General features: G+C 65.9%; 25 protein-coding genes. 14 read left to right on the forward strand and 11 right to left on the reverse strand.

Going from position 1 to position 23,018, the window contains the following annotated elements:
- The first annotated feature begins 34 nt into the window (after nucleotides 1-34).
- A complete protein-coding gene (locus QO207_RS10830; RefSeq protein WP_301532425.1) occupies nucleotides 35-1,222 on the forward strand; it encodes a patatin-like phospholipase family protein in 1,188 nt (395 codons plus the stop codon).
- Nucleotides 1,223-1,328: 106 nt separating this feature from the next.
- Here the strand turns inward: QO207_RS10830 and QO207_RS10835 are convergent, their stop codons facing one another.
- The 5 genes from QO207_RS10835 to QO207_RS10855 form a co-directional block, all read right to left on the reverse strand.
- On the reverse strand, nucleotides 1,329-2,189 hold the full coding sequence (locus QO207_RS10835; protein WP_301532426.1) for a pirin family protein: 861 nt from the start codon (nucleotides 2,187-2,189) through the stop codon (nucleotides 1,329-1,331).
- Between the two features lie 140 nt (nucleotides 2,190-2,329).
- A complete protein-coding gene (locus QO207_RS10840) occupies nucleotides 2,330-3,142 on the reverse strand; it encodes a VacJ family lipoprotein (RefSeq protein ID WP_301532427.1) in 813 nt (270 codons plus the stop codon).
- A gap of 4 nt (nucleotides 3,143-3,146) precedes the next feature.
- The gene (locus QO207_RS10845) at nucleotides 3,147-4,496 is read right to left on the reverse strand and encodes a serine/threonine protein kinase (protein ID WP_301532428.1); all 1,350 of its coding nucleotides are present in this window, start codon (nucleotides 4,494-4,496) and stop codon (nucleotides 3,147-3,149) included.
- An 83-nt stretch (nucleotides 4,497-4,579) separates the two neighbouring features.
- Entirely contained in the window at nucleotides 4,580-5,065 is a 486-nt protein-coding gene (locus QO207_RS10850; protein ID WP_301532429.1) for a GNAT family N-acetyltransferase, read from the reverse strand.
- A gap of 121 nt (nucleotides 5,066-5,186) precedes the next feature.
- On the reverse strand, nucleotides 5,187-5,753 hold the full coding sequence (locus QO207_RS10855) for a hypothetical protein (RefSeq protein WP_301532430.1): 567 nt from the start codon (nucleotides 5,751-5,753) through the stop codon (nucleotides 5,187-5,189).
- Nucleotides 5,754-5,861: 108 nt separating this feature from the next.
- Here QO207_RS10855 and QO207_RS10860 point away from each other — a divergent pair, with 108 nt between their 5' ends.
- Together QO207_RS10860 and QO207_RS10865 are read left to right on the forward strand one after the other, a co-directional pair.
- Entirely contained in the window at nucleotides 5,862-6,230 is a 369-nt protein-coding gene (locus QO207_RS10860) for a hypothetical protein (RefSeq protein ID WP_301532431.1), read from the forward strand.
- Nucleotides 6,231-6,232: 2 nt separating this feature from the next.
- Complete coding sequence (locus QO207_RS10865) at nucleotides 6,233-6,649, forward strand: lysozyme inhibitor LprI family protein (RefSeq protein WP_301532432.1); 417 nt, start codon at nucleotides 6,233-6,235, stop codon at nucleotides 6,647-6,649.
- Here the strand turns inward: QO207_RS10865 and QO207_RS10870 are convergent.
- Together QO207_RS10870 and QO207_RS10875 are read right to left on the reverse strand one after the other, a co-directional pair.
- Nucleotides 6,597-8,195: a glycosyl hydrolase family 17 protein gene (locus tag QO207_RS10870; RefSeq protein WP_301532433.1), complete on the reverse strand. Its 1,599-nt coding sequence runs from the start codon at nucleotides 8,193-8,195 to the stop codon at nucleotides 6,597-6,599. The genes QO207_RS10865 and QO207_RS10870 overlap by 53 nt on opposite strands.
- A 73-nt stretch (nucleotides 8,196-8,268) precedes the next feature.
- Complete coding sequence (locus QO207_RS10875) at nucleotides 8,269-8,490, reverse strand: DUF2061 domain-containing protein (protein WP_301532434.1); 222 nt, start codon at nucleotides 8,488-8,490, stop codon at nucleotides 8,269-8,271.
- 284 nt (nucleotides 8,491-8,774) lie between these two features.
- Here QO207_RS10875 and QO207_RS10880 point away from each other — a divergent pair, with 284 nt between their 5' ends.
- The 10 genes from QO207_RS10880 (at nucleotide 8,775) to QO207_RS10925 (ending at nucleotide 17,054) form a co-directional block, all read left to right on the forward strand.
- Nucleotides 8,775-9,629, forward strand: coding sequence for a glycine betaine ABC transporter substrate-binding protein (locus tag QO207_RS10880; RefSeq protein WP_301532435.1), 855 nt, complete (start codon nucleotides 8,775-8,777; stop codon nucleotides 9,627-9,629).
- A 212-nt stretch (nucleotides 9,630-9,841) separates the two neighbouring features.
- Nucleotides 9,842-10,153, forward strand: coding sequence for a DUF485 domain-containing protein (locus QO207_RS10885; protein WP_301532436.1), 312 nt, complete (start codon nucleotides 9,842-9,844; stop codon nucleotides 10,151-10,153).
- Nucleotides 10,150-11,805, forward strand: coding sequence for a cation acetate symporter (locus tag QO207_RS10890; RefSeq protein ID WP_301532437.1), 1,656 nt, complete (start codon nucleotides 10,150-10,152; stop codon nucleotides 11,803-11,805). The genes QO207_RS10885 and QO207_RS10890 overlap by 4 nt, the downstream gene beginning before the upstream one ends.
- Before the next feature lie 75 nt (nucleotides 11,806-11,880).
- Nucleotides 11,881-13,671, forward strand: a complete 1,791-nt coding sequence (locus QO207_RS10895; protein ID WP_301532438.1) for a DUF294 nucleotidyltransferase-like domain-containing protein — start codon at nucleotides 11,881-11,883, stop codon at nucleotides 13,669-13,671.
- Nucleotides 13,668-14,294 (forward strand): 3'-5' exonuclease, encoded by a 627-nt coding sequence (locus tag QO207_RS10900; RefSeq protein ID WP_301532439.1) that lies wholly within the window; start codon nucleotides 13,668-13,670, stop codon nucleotides 14,292-14,294. Before QO207_RS10895 ends, QO207_RS10900 begins: the two co-directional genes overlap by 4 nt.
- A gap of 120 nt (nucleotides 14,295-14,414) precedes the next feature.
- The gene (locus tag QO207_RS10905) at nucleotides 14,415-14,573 is read left to right on the forward strand and encodes a DUF3309 family protein (RefSeq protein ID WP_138215222.1); all 159 of its coding nucleotides are present in this window, start codon (nucleotides 14,415-14,417) and stop codon (nucleotides 14,571-14,573) included.
- Between the two features lie 213 nt (nucleotides 14,574-14,786).
- The gene (locus QO207_RS10910; protein WP_301532440.1) at nucleotides 14,787-15,086 is read left to right on the forward strand and encodes a hypothetical protein; all 300 of its coding nucleotides are present in this window, start codon (nucleotides 14,787-14,789) and stop codon (nucleotides 15,084-15,086) included.
- A 127-nt stretch (nucleotides 15,087-15,213) separates the two neighbouring features.
- A complete protein-coding gene (locus QO207_RS10915; protein WP_301532441.1) occupies nucleotides 15,214-16,026 on the forward strand; it encodes an SDR family oxidoreductase in 813 nt (270 codons plus the stop codon).
- Nucleotides 16,027-16,267: 241 nt separating this feature from the next.
- Nucleotides 16,268-16,693, forward strand: a complete 426-nt coding sequence (locus QO207_RS10920; RefSeq protein ID WP_184589857.1) for a hypothetical protein — start codon at nucleotides 16,268-16,270, stop codon at nucleotides 16,691-16,693.
- Between the two features lie 31 nt (nucleotides 16,694-16,724).
- Nucleotides 16,725-17,054 carry a YnfA family protein gene (locus QO207_RS10925; RefSeq protein ID WP_301532442.1) on the forward strand — a complete coding sequence of 110 codons (330 nt, stop codon included), beginning with the start codon at nucleotides 16,725-16,727 and terminating at the stop codon, nucleotides 17,052-17,054.
- A gap of 181 nt (nucleotides 17,055-17,235) precedes the next feature.
- Here the strand turns inward: QO207_RS10925 and QO207_RS10930 are convergent, their stop codons facing one another.
- From QO207_RS10930 to QO207_RS10945, 4 genes are all read right to left on the reverse strand, one after another.
- Nucleotides 17,236-17,466, reverse strand: a complete 231-nt coding sequence (locus QO207_RS10930; RefSeq protein ID WP_192430424.1) for a YheU family protein — start codon at nucleotides 17,464-17,466, stop codon at nucleotides 17,236-17,238.
- A gap of 60 nt (nucleotides 17,467-17,526) precedes the next feature.
- A complete protein-coding gene (locus QO207_RS10935) occupies nucleotides 17,527-18,759 on the reverse strand; it encodes an osmoprotectant NAGGN system M42 family peptidase (protein ID WP_301532443.1) in 1,233 nt (410 codons plus the stop codon).
- Nucleotides 18,756-20,555, reverse strand: coding sequence for an N-acetylglutaminylglutamine synthetase (ngg, locus tag QO207_RS10940; RefSeq protein ID WP_301532444.1), 1,800 nt, complete (start codon nucleotides 20,553-20,555; stop codon nucleotides 18,756-18,758). Before ngg ends, QO207_RS10935 begins: the two co-directional genes overlap by 4 nt.
- Nucleotides 20,556-20,631: 76 nt before the next feature.
- Nucleotides 20,632-22,401, reverse strand: a complete 1,770-nt coding sequence (locus QO207_RS10945; protein ID WP_301532445.1) for an N-acetylglutaminylglutamine amidotransferase — start codon at nucleotides 22,399-22,401, stop codon at nucleotides 20,632-20,634.
- Between the two features lie 132 nt (nucleotides 22,402-22,533).
- Between QO207_RS10945 and QO207_RS10950 the strand changes: the two genes are divergently transcribed.
- A complete protein-coding gene (locus QO207_RS10950) occupies nucleotides 22,534-23,016 on the forward strand; it encodes a MarR family winged helix-turn-helix transcriptional regulator (RefSeq protein WP_301532446.1) in 483 nt (160 codons plus the stop codon).
- Nucleotides 23,017-23,018: the final 2 nt, after the last annotated feature.

A 23,018-nucleotide genomic window follows, 5' to 3' on the forward strand; every position in this document is an offset into this window, starting at 1 on the left:
CTACTCTGGAAACAGCGCTACAAGGATTTGTGCCGTGACCGACGACTCCGCCACTCCAAGCCAATCTCCGGCCGTTACCGGCCTCATCCTTTCTGGCGGCGGCGCACGCGCGGCCTATCAGGTCGGCGTGCTGGCCGCGATCGCCGAGCTGATGCCCGAGGGCGCGGAGAATCCGTTCCCGGTCATCGTCGGTACTTCCGCGGGTGCCATCAATGCCGTCGGGCTGGCCTGTGGCGCGCTGTCCTTCACTGGCGCGGTGGAGCGCCTGACCAAGGTCTGGAAGGGCTTTCGCACCGGGCAGGTGTACCGCGCCGACTGGCCAGGCGTAATTAGCCAGGCCTTCAAGTTCCTCGGCCACAGCCTGCTCGGGTTGGGCAAGCGCGAGCCGGTGGCACTGCTGGACAGCACGCCGCTGCGCTACCTGCTGGAGCGCGAGCTGGACTTTTCCGGCATTGCCGCCGCCGTACGCCGACGCAACCTGCGTGCCGTGGCGGTGACCGCGTTCGGCTACGAGTCCGGCCAGGCGGTGACTTTCTACCAGGGCCGCGCCACCATCGACCCGTGGCTGCGCCACCGGCGCATCGGCGTGCCGACCCGGCTGCAGACCGAGCACCTGCTGGCCAGCTCGGCGATTCCGCTGCTGTTCCAGCCGGTGAAGATTCTCCGCGAGTACTTCGGCGATGGCGCAGTGCGTCAGCAAGCGCCGATCAGCCCGGCGCTKCACCTGGGGGCCAACCGCGTGCTGGTGATCGGCGTCAGCGGCAATCCCACCCAGGGAAGCGGCAACGAGCAGGTCGCCAACTACCGCACGGGGCAGCCGCCGAGCCTGGCGCAGGTGGGTATCCATCTGCTCAACAGCACTTTCATCGACAGTCTGGAAGGCGATATCGAACTGCTGCACCGCATCAACTTCCTCAGCTCGCTGGTGCCTGACGACGCACGCCGGACCAACCTGGGGCTGGCGCCGGTGGATGTGCTGCTGATTTCGCCGAGCCGGCCGCTGGATGAGATCGCCGCGCAGTACCGCCACGAATTGCCCAAGCCGCTGCGCCTGTTCCTGCGCGGGCCGGGGGCGACCAAGGCGAGCGGGGCGGGCGTGCTCAGCTACCTGCTGTTCGAGCCGGGCTACTGCAATGCGCTGATCGAACTGGGGTATCGCGACGCCATGGAAAAGCGCGCGGAGATCGCGCGCTTTCTGGGGATGGAAGATTGGTCGCTGTAGCGGTGATGTTCCCGTGAGCGTAGGAGCGGACTCTGTCCGCGATTGGCTACCGGCGTGAAGCGGACCCATCGCGGACGGAGTCCGCTCCTACGCACAACCTGTCAGGTCAGACCGCAAACACCCCATCGCGGTAATCGCGCAGGGCCTGCTCGATTTCCTCGCGGCTGTTCATCACGAACGGGCCGTACTGCACGATGGGCTCATTGAGAGGCCTGCCGGCCAGCAGCAGGACGCGCGCGCCGTTGTCGCTGGACAGGCGAATCTCGTCGCCCTGGCCCAGGCGCACCAGGCGATTGGTGGCGACGGTGTCGTCACCACGCTCGCCGGGCACCTGCAGCGATCCTTCGTAGACGTACAGCATCACCCGATGGCCCGCCGGAATGTGCGGGGTCACCGACGTGCCAGCCGGCAGCACCAGGTCGTAGTAGTGCGGCTCGGTGCCGGGGCGCTGCACGGCGCCATCGATGGCGGTTTCGCCATCATCGAAGCGCCCGGCGATCACGGTCACGCCTACGCCTTGCACGGTCGTCACCCGCGGCACGTCTTCGGGCTCGATATCGCGGTAGCCGGCCGGCGCCAGCTTGTCCTTCGCCGGCAGGTTCAGCCACAGCTGGAAGCCGCGCATCGCGCCTTCCACCTGTTCGGGCATCTCGCTGTGGATGATGCCGTGGGCGGCGGTCATCCATTGCACGCCGCCCGGTTTGAGCAGGCCGGTGTTGCCCAGGTGGTCTTCGTGGCGCATGCGCCCTTCGAGCATGTAGGTGACGGTCTCGAAGCCGCGGTGCGGGTGGGCCGGGAAGCCGGCGATGTAGTCGTCGGGGTTCTGCGTGTCGAACTGGTCGAGCATCAGGAACGGATCGAAGCGCTCGATACCGGCGCCGCCGATCACGCGGGTCAGGCGTACGCCGGCGCCGTCGCTGGCGGGTTGGCCGATGTGCTGGTCGATCACGGTACGTAGACGGGTCATGGGGACCTCCTTGATCTGTGAATGGAGATCATCCTAGTCCCAATTGATGGATGAATGGTTGCGAGTTTTTCGGCTTAGCTATCTATTTATTCGATTGTTTGCTGGAAAGAAAACCGCCGCCCTCGGGCGGCGGTTGGCGGTCACTCCTGGATCTGCAGGCGCCGGGCTTCGGTGTAGAAGTAGCGCAGCTTCTCGTACTCGAAGGGCGTGTTCATCTGCCCGTAGCGGAAGCTGTTGCTGTAGCGCTTGTCGATGATCTCCAGCACCGGCAGCTCCCAGTAGCGGCGGCTGAGGTCGGAGTAGTTCAGGTAGTTCACTTCGCGGGCGGCGATGAAGTCGGTGACCAGTCCGCCGGTGTCGCGCAGGTTGGACGGGCCGAGGATCGGCAGCATCAGGTACGGGCCATCCGGCACGCCCCAGTAGCCCAGGGTCTGGCCGAAGTCCTCGCTGACCTTGGGCAGCCCCATGGCGGTGGCCGGGTCCCACAGGCCGGCGATGCCGAAGATGGTGTTGAACAGCAGCCGCGCGGTGCTGTTCGCCGCGCGCTCGGGCTTGAGCTGGGCGACGCTGTTGAGCAGGGTCGGCACTTCGCCCAGGTTGCTGAAGAAGTTGCTTACGCCAGTGCGCACGAAGCTCGGGGTGACGTACTGGTAGCCGTTCACTACGGGCAGGAACACCCATTCGTCGAAGCGGTAGTTGAAGTGGTACACGCGGCGGTTCCACGACTCCCAGGGGTCGTAGACGTTGAGCGCATCGAAGGTGGCGCGCTCGAATTCGCGCTGATCCAGTCCGGGGTTGAACTTCAGTGCATCCAGCGGGTGCTTGAAGCCGTCCTCGTCCGGTGCCATGTCGAAGGCGGTGGAGGTCGGCGTGCGTATCGGTTGCGGCGTCTCGGCCTGGGCGAGGCCGCAGGCCAGCAGCAGGGCGAGGGGCCAGGTATGGCGAAGTGGCATGGAGTCAGTTCCCTGTCTGCGCGGTGGCCAGGCCGTCGGCCGAGACACCCTGTCCCTTGAAGAAGCCCAGCATGTCCTGGGCGTTCACGCGGTAGTTGAGGTTGCCGCAGTGGCCGCCGCGCGGGTAGAGCGTCAGGCGGTCGCCGAAGGTGCGGCGCAGGAAGCCGATGTCGCCCGGGCCGAGGATGACGTCGTCGGCGTTGTGCATGACGGCGATCTTCGGGCTGTGCTTGAGGTAGTCCTCGACGCCGTACAGGCTGACCTTCTCGATCAGCTGCGGCAGGCTGCCGCCGTCGTACTTGGCGCGCCACAGCGGCATCAGCTGGTCGGTCATGTAGCACTCGAAATCACACTGCATGGCGCGCTTGAAGAACGGCGTCAGGCTGGTGCCTTCGGTGATCGGGTACTTGGGTGGAGTGATCAGGCCGCGGCGGTTGATCAGGTCGGAGGTGAAGGCGATGTCGGCGGAGGAGAAGCGGAACACCGCGCCGATCAGCATGGCCATCTCCTCGTTGGAGAGGTGCTGCCTGGACTGCTGCAGGTCGAAGAGGAAGGCGTCGTTGAGGTCGACGTAGCCTTTCTGCTCGAAGTAGCGGGTCAGCTTGGCCAGTACCACCTGGTAGAAGGTGTTGGTGTCGTTGATGCCCTTGACCTGGGTCTGCACCAGCTTGTCCAGGTTGCTCACCGAGGTGTAGAGGTTGACCGGCGGGTTGAGCAGCAGCACGCGCTTGAAGTTGAAGCTGCGGCGGGTTTCGTCGAGCTGGCTGACGAAGGCCGCGTGCAGCGCACCGAGGCTGTATCCGGTGAGGTAGTACTCGGTGACCGGCAGGTCCGGGTGCTGCGCGCGGATGGCCTGCATCACCCGATAGAGTTCGTCGGCGTCGTCCGGGGTGTAGCCAGGCGTGGCGATGCGCGAGGCGCCGACCATGAAATCCCAGCTGGTCGGCGAGGAAATCTGCACCACGTGGTAGCCGGCACCGTAGAACAGGCGCTTGAGGTACTCCGGGGTGGTGCTGGAATAGTTGGCGCCGGTGCCGGCGATGATGAACACCAGCGGCGCGGCATGTTTCTGCCAGGCCAGCCGGTAGTGCAGTTTCTTCACCGGCCAGAAGTTGCTCGGCAACTCGTGCTCGCGCTCGGGGCGCAGCTTGAGCGCGTAGTCGGACTGGCGGATATCGCTGTCGGCCGGCAGTTGCGGGCGCAGGTCCGGCGGCGTCGTGGCGATGGTCGCCTCGAATGGGTTGAGCAGCGGGTAGCCGTAGCTGGCCTGGTCCACATCGCGGGCGAATACCGGCCCGGCGAGTCCCATTGCGAGGCAACCCAGCAGGGCTGCCGCGCGGCAAAGAAATGTCATGGTAGGAAGTCCTTTCAGGGGAGGCCAACTCTAGGGTGACCGCCGATTAAGACCAGCACATTTCTCACAAGTGCGATTGGCTTTCAGGCCTTGCGAGCCAGGTCTCTCAGCGCATCTCCGGTTAGACGATAGACGCTCCATTCATCCTGCGGGCGGGCACCCAGGCTGCGGTAGAAGCCGATGGCCGGCTCGTTCCAGTCCAGCACCGACCATTCCAGGCGGCCGCAGCCGCGTTCCACGGCGAGGCGCGCCAGCTCCGTAAGGAGTGCCTTGCCCAGTCCGGCGCCACGGGCGGCGGGGCGCACGTAGAGGTCCTCAAGGTAGATGCCGGGTTGGCTGAGCCAGGTGGAATAGTTGTGGAAGAACAGCGCGAAGCCCTCGGGCTGGCCGTCGACTTCGCCGATCAGTACCTCGGCATAGGGGCGCGGGCCGAACAGGTGGTCGTGCATGCGCTGGGCGTCGGCCTTCACCTCATGCACCAGCTTTTCGTAGTCGGCCAGCTCGCGGATCAGGTCGAGGATCAGCGGGATGTCTTCCGGGGCGGCGGGGCGCAGGGTGACGCGGGGCATGGCGGTTTCCTCGTAAAGCGAAATCCGTCGAGCATGCCCAATGCCCCGCGCCGCTGGCAACAATTCGGCAGAGCCATTCAGCTGAGTAATTCAACGGAGCAATTCAGCTGAGCGATGCGGCTCAGTAATGCTCCAGGCTTTCCACCCAGATCAGCTCGCAGGCGCCGGCGCCGGTGTCCTCGCGGGTCAGCGAGCTGACCCAGTGCCAGCCGTCGTCGGCTTGCACCCGCACCAGCTTGCCGGAAAGGCGCACGTGCTCGCCGGCGCTGACCTGTGCCAGGCTGCGCGCCACGCTGTCGTTGGCCGGAATCATGTGCATGTTGGCGCTGTGGGTCTCGATCTCGCGGCGCGGGATCGGCATCGGGTTGGCGTTCCAGTGATACCAGCGGTTGCCCTGGCTGATGTGGATATCGGCCAGCACCCGCGGATCGTCCATCGGTCCCCAGCCCAGGGCGAGGTCGGTGGGCGACAGCTCGGCCTCGCGGCCCAGGTGGTAATCCTCGCGGCTCAGCACCCGCGCCTCGATGCTGAAATCCTCCAGCGGGTAGATGGAATAGCGCTCGACGCGAAAGCCGCCATCGGGCAGCGCCTGGCTCTGCTGGGCGGGGGAGTGGGGGCGCTCGGTCGGCCACAGCCACCAGAAGCTGGTCGCCGTGCAGGCCAGCAGGAACAGGGTCGATCGCTTCATCGCAGGCTCCGTTGGTGAACGAAGTCTACGCAGGAAGTGGCCCCCCTTGCATCGGCCTTTGTGCTGGTTATGCTGGGCGCCGAATTTCCCCTCCGAGGTGGTGGCGCCATGCCCCGTCGTTTGCTCCTGATCCTCCTTCTTGCCGTCTTTGGCCTGTGGCTGGCCGCCAGTTATGGCGTGCGTTTCGGGCTGATGGAGGATGGCCGCTGGGTCGGCATCTGCGCCGACGAAGCCGGCCGCTGGGAGTGCGGCGTGCGCTCGCAGCTGGGCTGGGCGATCCACTTCGGCGTGTTCGGCAAGCTGGCGCTGGGGGTTTCCCTGCTGGCGTTCTGCATGCCGCGGCAGGCGGGTTGGTGGCTGGCAGTGCTGGCGATGGTGGTCACGCTGCCGGCGCTGGTGCTGTACAACGCCGGTTTCGCGGTGTTCGCCGTGGTGCTGGCGGGGCTGCGGCTGGTCCGCGCGCCCAGGGCTTCGTGATCATGCGTCGCGCGCTCCTGCTGCTGGCATTGCCGGCTTTGGCCATGGCGCGGGACTTTCCCGCCGAAGGCGAGGAGTGCATCGCGGCCAATTCCGGCGCGGGGTCGGTGCAATGCCTCACCGAGCTGTATTACCAGAGCAACCACGAATTACGTCGCCTGGAAGATCGCCTCGTTGCGCAATCCGCGCAGCGCTTGCGGGATGATCGGATCACCCGAACCCACCATGAGCAGGCCGTTTCCTCCCTGCGCGACGCCGCCCGGCGCTACGCGAAGTACAGCGAGCGCCAGTGTGATTTCGAAGTGGGTTACTCCGGTGCCGCCGCTTCAGGCGCGCAGCAGGTGTTCTACCGCTGCCTGCTGCGGCTCAACCAGGGACGGCGGGACTATCTGCTCGCCGCTCTGAAAGACTCGGACTGACTGCCGAGCGCACACCGCGCAGCAGTGCGCCCAGCATCAGCAGGCTTACCACGGCCCAGCCCAGCGCCTGCTGGTTGCCCAGGCCCTCCAGGGCCAGTTGCGCGGGAATGCCGACGGCAATGATCAGCGCCAGCAGCAATGCCTCGCGACGCGGCGCTGCCACCGGCCGACACAGGTAGACCAGCGCCGGGAACAGCAATGCCGGGCTGGGGAAACTGCGGTAGCGCGCATCGAACACCAGGCCGAGCATCAGCACTGCGCCGGCGAAACCGGCCGCCGCCAGCCACAGGCCGGCGCGCCGCTCAAGCATGTCGAACGCCTTCGCCCGCCAGCCAGCACGGGCAGACAGCGCCAGGCTGATGTGCGTCAGCACCAGCAGGTTGAGACCAACCAGCGCGGCCGCCCACAGCCATTCGCCCCAGAAGCGACTGGTGATGGTCGACTGTTCCAGCCACAGGCCGATGCAGCCGGCGCCCAGCGCGCCGACCAGGGGCAGCAGGAAGGCATTGCGCCCGGAAGCCGGCCGCCCGCCCAGCAGCAGGCCGGCCGCCAGGATCGCCCCGGACAGGCCGAGCCACAGCGGCCAGCCCGGCAGGTTGCTGACCGGCCCGGCGAGCACGTTCTTCTCCTCGCGGTCGGCGCTGAACAGGCCCCAGTAACCGCCCACCGCGCCTTCGCTCTCGCGCTTCCACGGTTGGTCGAAGGCTTCGATCAGGTTGTAGTGCCAGCCTTTTTCCTCGGCCATCTGCACGAAGCCGCGGAGGAAGCGCGCCTCGTTGACCCGACTGGGCACGGCGGTCTCGCGCTGGCGGCCTTCGCTGGGCCAGCCGGTCTCGCCGATGACGATGTCCTTGGGGGCGAACTCGCGGCCGAAGTCCTCGCGCACCTTGGCCACATGCTCCAGCGCGTCGTCGATGTCCAGTGGCTGGTCTTCCCAGTAGGGCAGCAGGTGGATGGTGACGAAGTCCACCGCCGGGGCGATCTCCGGGTGTTGGTGCCAGAAATCCCAGACGTCGGCGTAGGTCACCGGCTGCTTCACATGGGCCTTCACCTTGTGAATCAGCCCGGCCAGGTAGCGTCCGGTGACTTCCTTGCGCAGCAGGGTTTCGTTGCCGACGATCACCGCCTGCACCACGTCCGGATACTGGTTGGCGGCCTTGATCAGTGCATCGACTTCACGTTCGGTATCCACCGGGTTGGCGTTGACCCAGGCGCCGAGCATCAGCTTCAGGCCGTGCTTGCGGGCCAGCTCGGGGATGCCTTCCAGGCCGGTCATGGAATAGGTGCGCACGCAGTCGAAGCGCGTCGCCAGCAGGGCGAGGTCGGCGTCCATCTGCTGCGGACGCAGCACGAAAGGCTGGTCGAACGGCGACTGGTCCTTGGCGAACGGGCTGTAGGAGGCGCACTGCAGCTTGTGTGTGGGTGTCGCGGCGTCCGGCAGGATCACCGGCCTGCCCAGGCCGTACCAGAGCCCGCAGAGGGCGATGAGAGCGAGCAGCAGGGCGAGACAGTAGGGCAGGAGCGGAAAGCGCGATGAGGAGGGCATGGGAGCACGCGAACCGTGGGAAGGCGCGCATCTTAGCAACGCCGCCGGCCGCCGTCAGTGCCCGATGGGGCACTTAGGCATGCCGGTGGACCCAGTTGTGCGCCGGTGCTGACTCGCTCGCTGCGTTGCCCTCGATGCGCTTCCAGATCTTCTCGTGGAAGTGGAAGCCCACCGCGTTGCACAGCGGCTCTACCACCGCCACCAGGCCGCCCACGGCGATGCTGCCGGTCAGCGCGTAGGCGACGCTGAAGGCGATGATGAAGTGCATCAGGGTGAAGGTGACGGTCTTGAGCATGGCTGCGATCTCCCAGTCGAGAATGATTCTCCGTTGCTGCAAGACTACTTCGGGGGAACCCTCGCGGGTAATCGAGCCTCTGTATGGAGGCGATAGGCCGCCACGCCCGTCGTGGATGGAATGGCGAGGTCGTGGATGGACGGCTTCTGTCGTGGATCGGACCGTTTGGCGTCGCTCTCAGAGCAGTTCGCCAGCCGGGTGCGCCGATCATGAAGGGGCGGCCAAGACCGCGAAATGCGCCGGGTTGCACTCCGGCGCGCCGATAAAATCACGGGGAGAAAACCATGCGAATGATGCGACGCCTGTTGGGCCTGGGCGCAGGTCTGGTGCTGTCGGCAGCTGCCGGGCTGGCCACTGCGGCGGCCAAGCCGGAAATCACCATCGGTTACGTGGACGGCTGGTCAGACAGCGTGGCGACCACCCACGTCGCCGCCGAGATCATGCGCGAGAAGCTCGGCTACCAGGTCAAGCTGATGCCGGTCGCCGCCGGGATCATGTGGCAGGGCGTGGCGCGCGGCAAGCTCGACGCCATGCTCTCGGCCTGGCTGCCGGTCACCCATGGCGCCTACTACGAGAAGATGAAGGACAAGGTGGTCAACCTGGGCGTGAACTACCCGGGCGCGAAGATCGGCCTGATCGTTCCGGAATACGTCAAAGCCAACAGCATCGAAGACCTCAAGGCGCAGAAGGCCGATTTCGACGGCCGCATCGTCGGCATCGACGCCGGCGCCGGGGTGATGCTCAAGACCGACCAGGCAATCAAGGACTACGGCCTGGACTACAAGCTGGTAGCCAGTTCCGGCAGCGGCATGATCGCCGAGCTGACCCGCGCGGAGAACGACAAGAAGGCCATCGCCGTCACCGGCTGGATTCCGCACTGGATGTTCGCCAAGTGGAAACTGAAGTTCCTCGAAGACCCGAGAAAGGTCTACGGCGAAGAAGAGCACGTCGACAGCGTGGCCAACCCGGCGCTGGAGAAGAAGGCACCGGAAGTCTGGGCCTTCCTGAAGAAGTTCCAGTGGAAGGACGGCCAGGAAATCGGCGAAGTCATGCTCGCCGTGCAGAACGGCGAGAAGCCCGAAGTCGCCGCCAAGAAATGGGTCGAGGCGCACCCGGACCGCGTGAAGGAATGGCTGTAATCGGTTAGAGCCACTTCACAGGCGACACAGAAAAATCCCCCGCGAACGACTCAGTTCGCGGGGGATTTTTTTATGCCGAAGCGTCTATTCCGGGCTTGTTCGCAATCGCTATCAAAACGCTACGACTAAAGTCGTCTGGAGCCCTTGCAGCGCTCAAATAAATTAGGGATCGACGACATCCGCGTCATCCCCGCTGTGAGGACAACAACAAAATGAACGACAGCATCTACCAGCGGATTGATACCAATCCGCGCTTCAAAGAGCTGGTGGCCAAGCGCGAGCGCTTCGCCTGGCTGCTCTCCCTGATCATGTTGGGCCTGTACGTGCTCTTCATCCTGCTCATCGCCTTCCAGCCGCAGCTGCTCGGCACGAAGATCAGTGCCGACTCGTCCGTCACCTGGGGTATCCCCATGGGCGTCGGGTTGATCCTCTCGGCCTTCGTGCTCACCGGCATCTACGTGCGCCGGGCGAACGGTGAATTCGACCGCATGAACCAGGAAATCCTCAAGGAGGCCCAGCAATGAAAGGCCGAATTTCTGCGGCCCTCGCTCTGGCCGCGTTCGCACCGACCATCTGGGCTGACGCCCTTACCGGCGAGGTACAGCGCCAGCCGCTGAACGTCTCCGCCATCGTCATGTTCGTCGCCTTCGTTGGCCTGACCCTGTGCATCACCTACTGGGCCTCCAAGCGCAGCAAATCCGCTGCTGACTTCTACACCGCCGGCGGCAGCATCACCGGCTTCCAGAATGGCCTGGCGATCGCCGGCGACTACATGTCCGCCGCGTCCTTCCTCGGCATTTCCGCGCTGGTGTTCACCTCCGGCTACGACGGCCTGATCTACTCCATCGGCTTCCTCGTCGGCTGGCCGATCATCCTCTTCCTGATCGCCGAACGCCTGCGCAACCTGGGCAAGTACACCTTCGCCGACGTGGCCTCCTACCGCCTCAAGCAGAAGGACATCCGCACCCTGTCCGCCTGCGGTTCGCTGGTGGTCGTGGCCTTCTACCTGATCGCGCAGATGGTTGGCGCCGGCAAGCTGATCGAGCTGCTGTTCGGCCTGAACTACCATGTCGCGGTGGTGCTGGTCGGTATCCTGATGGTGCTCTACGTGCTGTTCGGCGGCATGCTCGCTACCACCTGGGTACAGATCATCAAGGCCGTGCTGCTGCTCTCGGGCGCCACCTTCATGGCGATCATGGTGCTCAAGCACGTCAACTTCGACATCAGCACCCTGTTCTCCGAAGCCATCAAGGTTCACCCCAAAGGCGAGGCCATCATGAGCCCCGGCGGCCTGGTGAAGGACCCGATCTCGGCGTTCTCCCTGGGCTTCGCGCTGATGTTCGGCACTGCTGGCCTGCCGCACATCCTGATGCGCTTCTTCACCGTCAGTGACGCCAAGGAAGCCCGCAAGTCGGTGTTCTTCGCCACCGGCTTCATCGGCTACTTCTACATCCTGACCTTCATCATCGGCTTCGGCGCGATCCTGCTGGTCAGCACCAACCCGGACTTCAAGGACGCCACCGGCGCGCTGCTGGGCGGCAACAACATGGCGGCCGTACACCTGGCCGACGCCGTGGGTGGCAGCCTGTTCCTCGGCTTCATCTCCGCCGTGGCCTTCGCCACCATCCTCGCGGTGGTTGCCGGCCTGACCCTGGCCGGTGCCTCGGCCGTGTCCCACGACCTGTACGCCAGCGTGCTGAAGGGCGGCAAGGCCAACGAGAAGGATGAACTGCGCGTCTCGAAGATCACCACCGTGTGCCTGGGTGTGGTCGCCATCGTGCTCGGCATCCTGTTCGAGAAGCAGAACATCGCCTTCATGGTCGGCCTGGCCTTCTCCATCGCCGCCAGCTGCAACTTCCCGGTGCTGCTGCTCTCCATGTACTGGAAGAAGCTGACCACCCGCGGCGCGAAGATCGGCGGCTGGCTCGGCCTGATCACCGCGGTGACCCTGATGATCCTCGGCCCGACCATCTGGGTGCAGATCCTTGGTCACGAGAAAGCCATCTACCCGTACGAGTACCCGGCGCTGTTCTCCATGGCCGTGGCCTTCATCGGTATCTGGTTCTTCTCCATCACCGACAAGTCCGCCGCTGCCGACGAAGAGCGCGCGCGCTTCTTCCCGCAGTTCATCCGTTCGCAGACCGGCCTGGGGGCCAGTGGCGCAGCCGCCCACTGATAGCCTGAGCTAACCTGCCGGGGCCGGAGGTGGAAACACCTCCGGCCCCGCTTTTTTGATTGGGATGGATAACGGATGTCCGACGATTTCAACTTCGCCTCGCCACCCTTCGACCAGCTCCGCCCGCTGGAGCGCGAGCAGCTGCGCGACGCGCTGAGCGTGGGCTACTACACGGTCGACGAAGTGCTGCTGGAAGCCGGTGCGCCGGTGCCCTGCCTGTTCGTGCTGATGAAGGGTGTGATCGAGGAGCGCGGCGAGGACGGCAAGCTGTTCGCCCAGTACGGCGCCGAGGACCTGTTCGACGTGCGCGGACTGTTCTCCGGCAGCAGCAAGCACCGCTACCAGGCGGTGGAAGAGAGCATCGTCTACGAATTGCCGGCGGCGGTGTTCCACCAGCTGTGCACGGACAACCCGCAGTTCGCCCGCTTCTTCCGCGCGGACCTGGCCAGCAAGCGCCAGCTCGAACGCCGCGACGGGCAGAACCTTGCCGAATTCATCCTGACCCGCATTGCCCCCGAACACCTGCTGCCGGCCATCGAGGTCGAGCCCGGCCTGCCGCTGGGCGACGCGGCACGCCTGCAACTCAGCCGTGGCGCGGACGCGCTGCTGGTGCGCGAGGACGGCGCCCTGGGCATCGTCACCCGCACCGACCTGATGACCGCGCACTTTCGCGATGGCTTCAGTGAAGCCCAGCCCATCGGCCCGCTGGCGCACCGCCCGCTGAGCCATGTCGAGCTGGGTGATTTCCTCTTCGACGCGATGATCCTCATGACCCGCCAGCGCATCGAGCGCGTGGCGGTGTGCGAGGAGGGCAGGGTGGTCGGCCTGCTGCACCTGACCCAGGTGCTCAGCCTGTTCTCCACCCATTCCCATGTGCTGGCGCTGCGCATTGCCCGCGCCGAAAGCGAGGCCGAACTGCGCGCCGCCGCCGAGACTTTGCACACGCTGATCGCGACCCTGGCGGGCAACGGCATCCGCCTGCGCTTCATCATGCAATTGGTCAGCGCACTCAACGAACAGCTGCTTGAGCGCCTGTTCGAACTGCAGGTGCCGCCGGTGTTGCGCGGCCGTTGCTGCCTGCTGGTGATGGGCAGCGAAGGGCGTGCGGAACAGTTGCTGAAGACCGACCAGGACAACGCGCTGATCCTCGATGACGGCCTGCCGGTGGAGCAGGGCCTGCTGTTGATGCAGCGCTTCTCCGCCGCACTGCTGGAGTTCGGTTATCCGCCGTGCCCCGGTGGCGTCATGGCCAGCCGGCCGGAGTGGTGCAAGCCGTTATCCGAGTGGCAACGCGAGTTGCGCGAGCTGCCGTTGCAGGGGCGTCCCGAACAGCTGATGCGCCTGTCGATCCTCGCCGATGCCTGGCCGGTGGCGGGCAGCCGGAGGTTGTTCGACGGCCTGCGCGAATGCCTGTACCAGTTGGCCGGCGACAGCAGCCGCTGGATGAGCGACCTGGCCCTGCCGGCGCTGCAGTTCGACACGCCGCTGACCTTCCTCGGCCAGTTGAAGACCCAGGACGCGCAACTGGACGTGAAGCGCGGCGGCATCTTCCCCATCGTCCATGGCGCCCGCGTGCTGGCCGTGCGCGAGGGGCTGGACGAGCGCGGCACCCTCGGCCGCCTCGCTGCATTGAAGGCGCTCGGCGTGCTGGATGAGTCGCTGGCGGACAACCTGATGGAAGCCTTCGAACTGTTCCTCCAGCTGCGCCTGCGCCAGCAACTGGACGGTCAGCGCGACGGCCGCGAACAGGGGCTCGATGTTTCCCGTCTCAGCCGCCACGAGCGCGACCTGCTGCGCTTCGGGCTGCACACGGTGAAGAAATTCAAGCAGAGCCTGACCCGCCAATTCCACCTGGAGACCCGATGAACGCCTGCGTCGTTGCCCCCGATCCGCACTGGTCCGCCTGGCGCCGCCGTCTCTACTGGTGGCGGCACGACCCCGCGGAAGCGGAGGAGCTGGTCTCGCTGGACCTGGAAACCACCAGCCTCGATCCGCGCAAGGCCGACATCCTCAGCATCGGCGCGGTGGTGATCCGCCGTGACAAGCTGATCCTCGGCGAGCGCCTGGAGCTGCTGGTGGAGCCGCCACCGTCGCTGGATGGCGAGTCGATCCGCATCCACAAGCTGCGCCGCGCCGACCTCGAAGGCCAGCTGCCGCTGGCGGAAGCGTTGCGCCGGGTGCAGGCGTTCATCGGCGAGCGGCCGTTGCTGGGCTACTACCTGTCCTTCGACGTCGCCGTCCTGCGCCGGCATCTGCGCGAGCAGTTCAACGCGCGGCTGGACAATCCCCGCGTGGAAGTCTCGGAGATCTACCACCGCAAGATGAGCCGGCGCTTCCCTGACCTGCACCTGGACCTGCGCTTCGACACCCTGGCGCGCAACCTGGACATCCCCATCGAAGGTCGCCACACCGCCATCGGCGATGCCCGCACCGCCGCGCTGATGTTCCTGCGCCTGCGCAAGGGCTCGCTGCCCCGCGACCTGAGCTGATCCCGACACACACAGATTCTTTGAATCTTCCGCGCGCCCTCCCGGTCGGAATTTACAAGCGCTGGCCAATCGCACCCCGCGAGCCATCGCCCCTCGTCGACTGAAAAGAGGAGAGACGATATGGGACTCGGGACCATTCTATTGATCATCCTGATCTTGATGCTGATCGGCGGCCTGCCGGTTTTCCCCCACTCGCGCAGCTGGGGCTACGGCCCGTCCGGTGTGATCGGCGTGGTGCTGGTCGTGCTGCTGGTGCTGTTGTTGCTCGGGCGGATCTGACCGGGTTCCTGCCCGGCCTTCGCGGATGAATCCGCTCCTACGAATCGCACCACGCTATCCGCTTGCGTAGGAGCGGACTCCGTCCGCGATCGCTCCACCCTCACCGCGGCCCCCACGTCACAGCGCCGATACGCCGCAGGGTGATTCGTCGCACAGCCCCTGCTGGAGGCCTGTACTAAACTACCGGGCGTTCGCCATCAGGGAGTCGTAAGGATGCTGGGTGTTGTACTGGTTGCGCTGGGCGTGCTGTGGTTGCTCGTCCAATGCGGGCTGGGCCTGCCGCCGCTGGCCGAAGCCATGACCCTGGACCCGGTGGTCAATCCCGATCGCTATTGGCAGTTCGCCTTCCTCGGCCCAGCCATTCCCGTGGCATTGGGCATCTTCATGCTGCGCTACCGCATCAGCGGTTTCGCGCAATTCAAGCGCGAGCGCATCAACTGCGCCGCTCATGTTCTGGTCTGTGCCGGCATCGCCCTGGTGCTGGGCAAGCTCTGCGTGCTCGTCCAGGCCTGAAGCCGCATTTTTCGCCGGCTGTGGCGCCGGTTTGCCGGGGGCATTCAGCGCCCTGATTTCGCCGCTGGGAGTGCAAGGCCTTGGTTACACTTCGGCCCAGGTCCTAACAAGAAAGGCAAACCTCCCCATGCAAAATCGCATCATGATTACCGGCGCCGGTTCCGGCCTCGGACGCGAAATCGCCCTGCGCTGGGCCCGCGAAGGCTGGAAGCTGGCACTGGCCGACGTCAACGAGGCGGGCCTTGTGGAAACACTCAAGCTCGTGCGCGAGGCCGGCGGTGACGGCTTCACCCAGCGCTGCGACGTGCGCGACTACAGCCAGCTGACCCAGCTGGCGCAGTCCTGCGAAGAGAAATTCGGCGGCATCGACATCATCGTCAACAATGCCGGCGTCGCCTCTGGCGGCTTCTTCAGCGAGCTGTCGCTGGAAGACTGGGACTGGCAGATCTCGATCAACCTGATGGGCGTGGTCAAGGGCTGCAAGGCCTTCCTGCCGCTGCTGGAGAAGAGCAAGGGCCGTATCATCAACATCGCCTCCATGGCCGCGCTGATGCAGGGCCCGGCGATGAGTAACTACAACGTGGCCAAGGCCGGCGTGGTGGCGCTCTCGGAAAGCCTGCTGGCCGACCTGACCCTGGTGGACGTGAAGGTCCACGTGGTCTGCCCGTCGTTCTTCCAGACCAACCTGCTGGATTCCTTCCGCGGCCCGAGCCCGGAGATGAAGACCCAGGTCGGCAAGCTGCTGGAAAGCTCGCCGATCAGCGCCGCCGACATCGCCGACTACATCCACCAGGAAGTGGCCCGCGACGTCTTCATGATCCTGCCCCACGAACAGGGCCGTATGGCCTGGCAGATCAAGCAGCAGAACCCCCAGGCGATCTACGACGAGATGGCGAAGATGGCGGAGAAGATGCAGGCCAAGCGCCGTACTCTGTCCTGATTTTCACGCCCGTTTTGCCCCCTTTCGGTGCAATGAAAGAGAGGGCTTGCCCAGGCCGGTGCAAAGGTTTAGTTTTAGTCACCGGCCTGCCTGGCTGATGTACGTTGGACCCCGGTGAAAGCCCCGCTCATTTCGCGGGGCTTTTGCTTTTTCGGGCTACTGCGCAGCGCTGGGGATTCGCGCTTTGCGCCATGCCAGGCCTGTGTTAGAAGGCTCCGGTGACATTGAAGGAAGAACCCGCTTGCACTCCGAATCCATCGTCTATGGCTGCATCCGCGACTGGCCCGGCGACTCGATGGAGCGCCGCCTGCGCCGCGCCGCCAACCGCAAGGTGCTCGACAGCCTGCCCACGGGCGAGGCCTGGCCGTTCCTCGGCCGCGAGATGTTCAGCCGCTGCGAGACTGAAGGCGCGGGCCTGTACCAGTCCCAGGTGATCCATTTCGGCGCCAGCTACCAGACCATCGAGTACGAGTGGAAGCTCTGGGTCGAACAGTTCGAAGCCCTGCTGCGTCGCCTCTACTGGGCCAGCGCGGTGGTGCACCTGGAAACCGAAGTCAACGGCAGCCACACCTTCCGCTGGGAATCCGAGAACGGCTTCCACAGCCCCCGCGAAGGCGAGCTGAAAGTGCGCTGCGCCTGGGAACGCGAGGGCGGCCTGCGCGGCTGACCGGCTTGCTTCCCGTCACGGAAAGAACCCCATGATCAACTACCTCTGGTTCGTCCTCGCCGCCTTCTGCGAGATCGCCGGCTGCTACGCCTTCTACCTCTGGCTACGCCTGGACAAGAGCGCCCTGTGGATAATTCCCGGCCTGCTCAGCCTGACGGTCTTCGCCTTGCTGCTCACCCGCGTCGAGGCCAGCTACGCCGGGCGCGCCTATGCCGCTTACGGCGGCATCTATGTCGCCGCGTCGCTGTTCTGGCTGGGTTTCGTCGAGAAGAGCCGCCCGCTGTGGAGCGACTGGGTCGGCGTGGCGCTCTGCGTGATCGGCGCCAGCGTGGTGTTGCTCGGGCCGCGCTTCGCGCCCTGAGGTGTTCAATAGCCGGCGGATAACGCCGTTGGCGTTATGCGCCCTACCTGCTGAACAGAACTGAAACCTGTAGGAGCGAGCTTGCTCGCGAACAGTGTATCCGGCTGCACAGGCGTGGCCGGCGAGCGCAGGGTTCGCGAGCAAGCTCGCTCCTACGAAGAGCCAAAGCCATTCCTGCTGCTCAGTCCTCCAGCCACTCCTTCGGCACTTCGGCCTTGAGCATCAGCTGGCACTGCTGGCTTTCCGGGTCGAAGACGATCACCGCTTCGCCGCGCTTGAGCGCATGGCGCGCGCGTTCCACGCGCACGTCCAGCGGCGTGTCGTCGCCGTTGTCGGTGCCTTCGCGGGTGACGAAGTCTTCCAGCAGGTTGTTGAGGGTATCGGCTTCGATCAGCTCGAAGGGAATCAGCATGGCGGGGCACTCATGAATCGCAGCGCGGGATTGTAGTCCCGCGCTGCGCCGTGTGCAGCTTCAGTTCCTGCTCTTGTCGCCGTCCGCGGCGCTGTCCTTGCCCTTGTCGGGCGAGTCGCCGCTGTCGATCAGGTCGTCCACGGGCGGCACATGGGTAGTGCTTTCCATGTGCACCGGATGTTCCAGCTGCTTGCTGAAGCGCTCCAGCGTGCCCTCGCTGGGTTCCGCGTCGCTGTCGAATACCGGCGGGCTGAGCATGTAGGCGGTGAGCAGCTTCGACAATGCAGCGAGGCTGTCGATATGGGTGCGCTCGTAGCCGTGGGTGGCGTCGCAGCCGAAGGCCAGCAGTGCGGTGCGGATGTCGTGGCCGGCGGTGATCGCCGACTGTGCATCGCTGTGGTAGTAGCGGAACAGGTCGCGCCGCACCGGTACTTCGTGGCGTTCGCCCAGGCGCAGCAGATGGCGCGAGAGGTGGAAATCGTATGGGCCGCCGGAATCCTGCAGCGCCACGCTCACCGCATGCTCGCTGGAGTTCTGCCCCTCGGCCACCGGGGCGATGTCGATGCCGACGAACTCGCTGACGTCCCAGGGCAGCGCGCCGGCCGCGCCGGAGCCGATTTCCTCGGTGATGGTGAACAGCGGGTGGCAGTCGATGGGCGGTACCTGGCCGTTTTCCACGATGGCCTTCAGCGCGGCCAGCAGCGCGGCGACGCCGGCCTTGTCGTCGAGGTGGCGGGCGCTGATGTGGCCGCTCTCGGTGAACTCCGGCAGCGGGTCGAAGGCGACGAAATCGCCGATGGCCACGCCCAGGGTTTCACTGTCGGCGCGGCTGGCAGTGTAGGTGTCCAGGCGCAGCTCGACGTGATCCCAGCTGATCGGCAGGGTATCCACGGCGGTATTGAACGCGTGCCCGGAGGCCAGCAACGGCAGCACGCTGCCGCGAAACACGCCGTTCTCGCAGAACACCGTGACCCGGCTGCCCTCGGCGAACCGGCTCGACCAGCAACCTACCGGCGCCAGTGCCAGGCGGCCGTTGGGCTTGATCTCGCGGACGATCGCGCCAATGGTGTCCAGGTGCGCCGAGACCGCGCGGTCCGGGCTCTTGCGCCGGCCCAGCAGGGTGGCGCGGATGGTCCCGCGGCGGGTCATCTCGAAGGGCACGCCGATCTCCTCCAGCCGCTCGGCAACATAGCGCACGATGGTGTCGGTGAAGCCGGTGGGGCTGGGGATGGCGAGCATTTCCAGCAGCACGCGCTGCAGGTAGTTCAAATCCGGTTGTGGCAATGGGGTCATGCCGGAGCCTCCTCGTTGGGATAGGACTGGTCACGGCTGTCGCGGTGCAGCAGTTCGCGGCTGAGCGGGAAGAGCAGGTCGACGAAGCGCTCGGCGGTGGGCTGCGGCTCATGGTTGGCCAGGCCCGGTCGCTCGTTGGCTTCGATGATCACGTAGTCCGCCTGGTCGGCCTCGGTCACCAGCAGGTCGAGGCCGGTGACCGGAATCTCCAGCGCCCGCGCCGCGCGAATGGCGGCATCCGCCAGCGCCGGGTGCAGGCGCTCGGTGACGTCTTCCAGGGTGCCGCCGGTGTGCAGATTGGCGGTGCGCCGCACGGCCAGGCGCTGGCCGCTGGGCAGCACGTCGTCGTAACTGAAGCCGGCAGCGCTCAGCGTGCGTTCGGTTTCGCCGTCCAGCGGGATGCGGCTCTCGCCGCCGGTGGCGGCCTGGCGTCGGCGGCTCTGCGCCTCGATCAGCTTGCGGATGCTGTGCCGACCATCGCCGATCACCTCGGCGGGTCGACGAATGGCGGCGGCCACCACTTCGTAGCCGATCACCACGATGCGCAGGTCCTGGCCGGGGTGGTAGCTCTCGAGGATTACCCGGGTGTCGAACTGCCTGGCGTGGGCGATGGCTTCCTCGACTTCTTCGGTGGTGCGCAGGTCCACGGCAACGCCCTGGCCCTGTTCGCCGTCCACCGGTTTGACCACCAGTGCGCCGTGGGTTTCGAGAAACGCCGCGTTGTCTTCCGCGCTACCCGCCAGGCGCTGCTGCGGCTGGCGCAGGTCGGCGCGGTCGAGGGCACGGTGGGTGAGGGTCTTGTCCTGGCACAGGCTCATGCTCACGGCGCTGGTGAGGTCGCACAGCGACTCGCGGCAACGAATGCGCCGGCCGCCCTGGGTGAGGGTGAACAGGCCGGCGTCGGCGTCCTGCACCTGCACCTCGATGCCCCGGCGATGGGCTTCATCGACGATGATCCGCGCGTAGGGATTGAGGCCTTCCTCCGGGCCGGGGCCGAGGAACAGCGACTGGTTGATGCCGTTCTTGCACTTCACCGCGAAGGTCGGCAGCTCGCGGAAGCGCAGCTTGCGATACAGCGACTTGGCCTGCTGGTTGCCGTGCAGCACGGACAGGTCGAGGTAGGCCAGGCCGCGGCTCATGAAATGTTCGATCAGGTGGCGCACCAGCGCTTCGCCGACGCCGGGCCGGCTGGACTGCGGGTCGACCGCCAGGCACCAGAGGCTGGAGCCGCCTTCCGGATCGCGGAAGGCCTTGGCGTGGTTGATACCCATCACGGTGCCGATCACCGTGGCGGTCTCGGCGTCTTCCGCCAGCCAGTAGGCCGGGCCGCCCTGGTGGCGCGGGGTGACGTTGGACGGGTCGACCGGCAGCATGCCGCGCGACAGGTACAGGCGGTTGATCGCCGTCCAGTCGTCATCGCTGTGCACGCGGCGGATGCGGAAGCCGCGAAACGGCCGGCGCGCCGGGCGGTAGTCGGTGAACCACAGGCGCAGCGCATCGGAGGGGTCGAGGAAAAGTTGCTGCGGCGCGTTGGCCAGTACCTGCTGCGGCGCTGCCACATAGAGGGCGATGTCGCGTTCGCCGGGGCGCTCGTTGAGCAGTTCGGCGGCGAGCTTGCTCGGGGTAGAGAAGGTGTGGCCGATCAGCAACCGGCCCCAGCCGCATTGCAGGATCAGCGGGCCATGGCTTTCCGCGTGGTCGCCGGCGAAGCGTGCCTGCAGCCGCTCGTAGGTCGGCGTCTGGCCGCGCAGCAACCGCTGGTTGTGGGGATGGGGCAGGTTGGAATGGGGTTTCATCTTGCGCTCCCTGATAAGGCTTCTGTCCTGGGCTGCTGGAAAGGACGACGCCGCGCGGGCGCGGCGTCGTCCGGCTCTACAGGCCTTGTTCCGTCAGCCAGAGGTTGAGGGCCGCCAACTGCCACAACTTGGAACCGCGCAGCGGGGTGAGGTCGCTTGCCGGGTCGCTGAGCAGACGGTCGAACATCGCCGTCTCGAACAGCCCACGGTCCTGGCTCGGGTCCAGCAGCAGTTCGCTGACCCAGGCGCGGGTATTGCCTTGCAGGTGCTTGAGGCCCGGCACCGGGAAGTAGCCCTTGGGCCGGTCGATCACCTCGCTGGGGATGACCTTGCGCGCGGCGGCCTTGAGCACCTGCTTGCCGCCGTCGCCGAGCTTTAAGCGCGACGGGATACGCGCCGACAGCTCCGCCACGCGGTAGTCGAGGAACGGCACGCGGGCTTCCAGGCCCCAGGCCATGGTCATGTTGTCCACACGCTTGACCGGGTCGTCGACCAGCATGATGGTGCTGTCCAGGCGCAGGGCCTTGTCCACCGGGTCTTCGGCGCCGGGTTGGGCGAAGTGGTCGCGGACGAACTCGCTGGCCACGTCTTCCACCCGCAGGGCTTCGCGCACGGTGTCCAGGTATTCGCCGTGAGTGCGGTCGAAGAACGCCGCACGGTAGGCCTGCAGCGGGTCCTTGGCGCCAGCCACCTTCGGGTACCAGTGGTAGCCGGCGAACAGCTCGTCGGCGCCCTGGCCGCTCTGCACCACCTTGCAGTGCTTCGAGACTTCCCGCGAGAGCAGGTAGAAGGCGATGCAGTCGTGGCTGACCATCGGCTCGCTCATGGCGCGGAAGGCTGCCGGCAGTTGCGCGATGACTTCGTTCTCGTCGATGCGCAACTGGTGATGGCGAGTGCCGTAGCGCTTGGCGATCAGGTCGGAATACTGGAACTCGTCGCCGCGCTCGCCGCCGGCATCTTCGAAGCCGATGGAGAAGGTCAGCAGGTCCTCGACTCCGGCCTCGTGCAGCAGGCCGACCAGCAGGCTGGAATCCACCCCGCCGGAGAGCAGCACGCCGACTTCGCGGGCCGCGCGCTGGCGCACGCTCACGGCATCGCGCAGGCTGCTGAGCAGGCGGTCTTCCCAATCGTCCAGGGTCAGCTCGCGCTCATCCGGCAGCGGGCCGTAGTCCAGGGTCCACCAGCGCTGGCGCTCGGTGTGGCCGTCGGCGTCGATGGTCATCCAGGTGGCCGGCGGCAGCTTCTGCACCTCGGCCAGCAGGGTGCGCGGCGCGGGGACCACGGCGTGGAAGTTGAGGTAGTGGTTCAGTGCCACCGGGTCCAGCGCCGGGTCGATGTCGCCGCCCTTGAGCAGCGCCGGCAGGCTGGAGGCGAAGCGCAGGCGCTTGCCGTTCTGCGACAGGTACAGCGGCTTGATGCCGAGGCGGTCGCGGGCGATGAACAGGCGCCGTTTGTCGCGTTCCCAGATGGCGAAAGCGAACATGCCATTGAGGCGTGGCAATAGTTGTTCACCCCAGGCGTGGTATCCCTTCAGGAGTACTTCGGTGTCGCCTCCGGAAAAGAAGCGGTACCCAAGGGCTTCCAGCTCGCCGCGCAGTTCGGGGTAGTTGTAGATTGCCCCGTTGAACACCAGCGACAGGCCCAGCGAGGTGTCGATCATCGGCTGACCGGAAGCTTCGGCAAGGTCCATGATCTTCAGCCGCCGGTGCCCCAGGGCCACCGGCCCTTCGCTGTGGAAGCCCCAGGCATCGGGGCCTCGCGGGGCGAGGTGATGGGTGATGCGTTCGACCGCGGCAAGATCCGCAGCCTGTTTGTCGAAACGTAACTCTCCAGCTAGTCCGCACATTTCCTTACCGGTACTCCGTTGGGGATGAAGTGGGTGGCGCCTCATGGACGCCTTAGGGGATGACCCGTCGATCTGGCGAGAGTTCTATTTGATTTCATTGAGGAAATGTGACGGAGCAGCAGGTGGACCGAGATGGCCGAGAGCAAGACTTCAATGCGCAACGCCCATGCACTGGCGATGTTGCAGGCCCTGCGGCGCCTGCAACAGGCGGCCGAAGTGCACTCCAAGAGCCTGGGCCGCGACGGCGAACTGACGCCGCTGCAGTTGCTGATCCTGCAGGTGGTGGAGCTGGAGGGTGAGATAACCGCTGGTCAGTTGGCGCGCCAGGTGGCGCTGTCGCAGTCGTCGATTTCCAGCGCGCTGGCGCGTCTGGAAAGCAAGGGCCTGCTGAGCCGTCGGCGTGACGACGATGACCGGCGCAAGCAGTGGCTGAGCCTGGAAGCCGAGGGGCGTAAGGCGCTCAAGCACGGCCCGGAGCTCCTGCCCGAGCATGCCCTGGAACGTTTCGCCGGGCTGCCGGAATGGGAGCAGCACGCGATTCTCGCGGGGCTGCTGCGCGCGGCCGAGCTATTCGAGACGCCGGGAGCCGGCGCCGAGGAAGAAGAGGAGTTCTGAGG

The organism is Pseudomonas sp. CAN1, from assembly GCF_030462585.1.
Lineage (GTDB): Bacteria > Pseudomonadota > Gammaproteobacteria > Pseudomonadales > Pseudomonadaceae > Pseudomonas.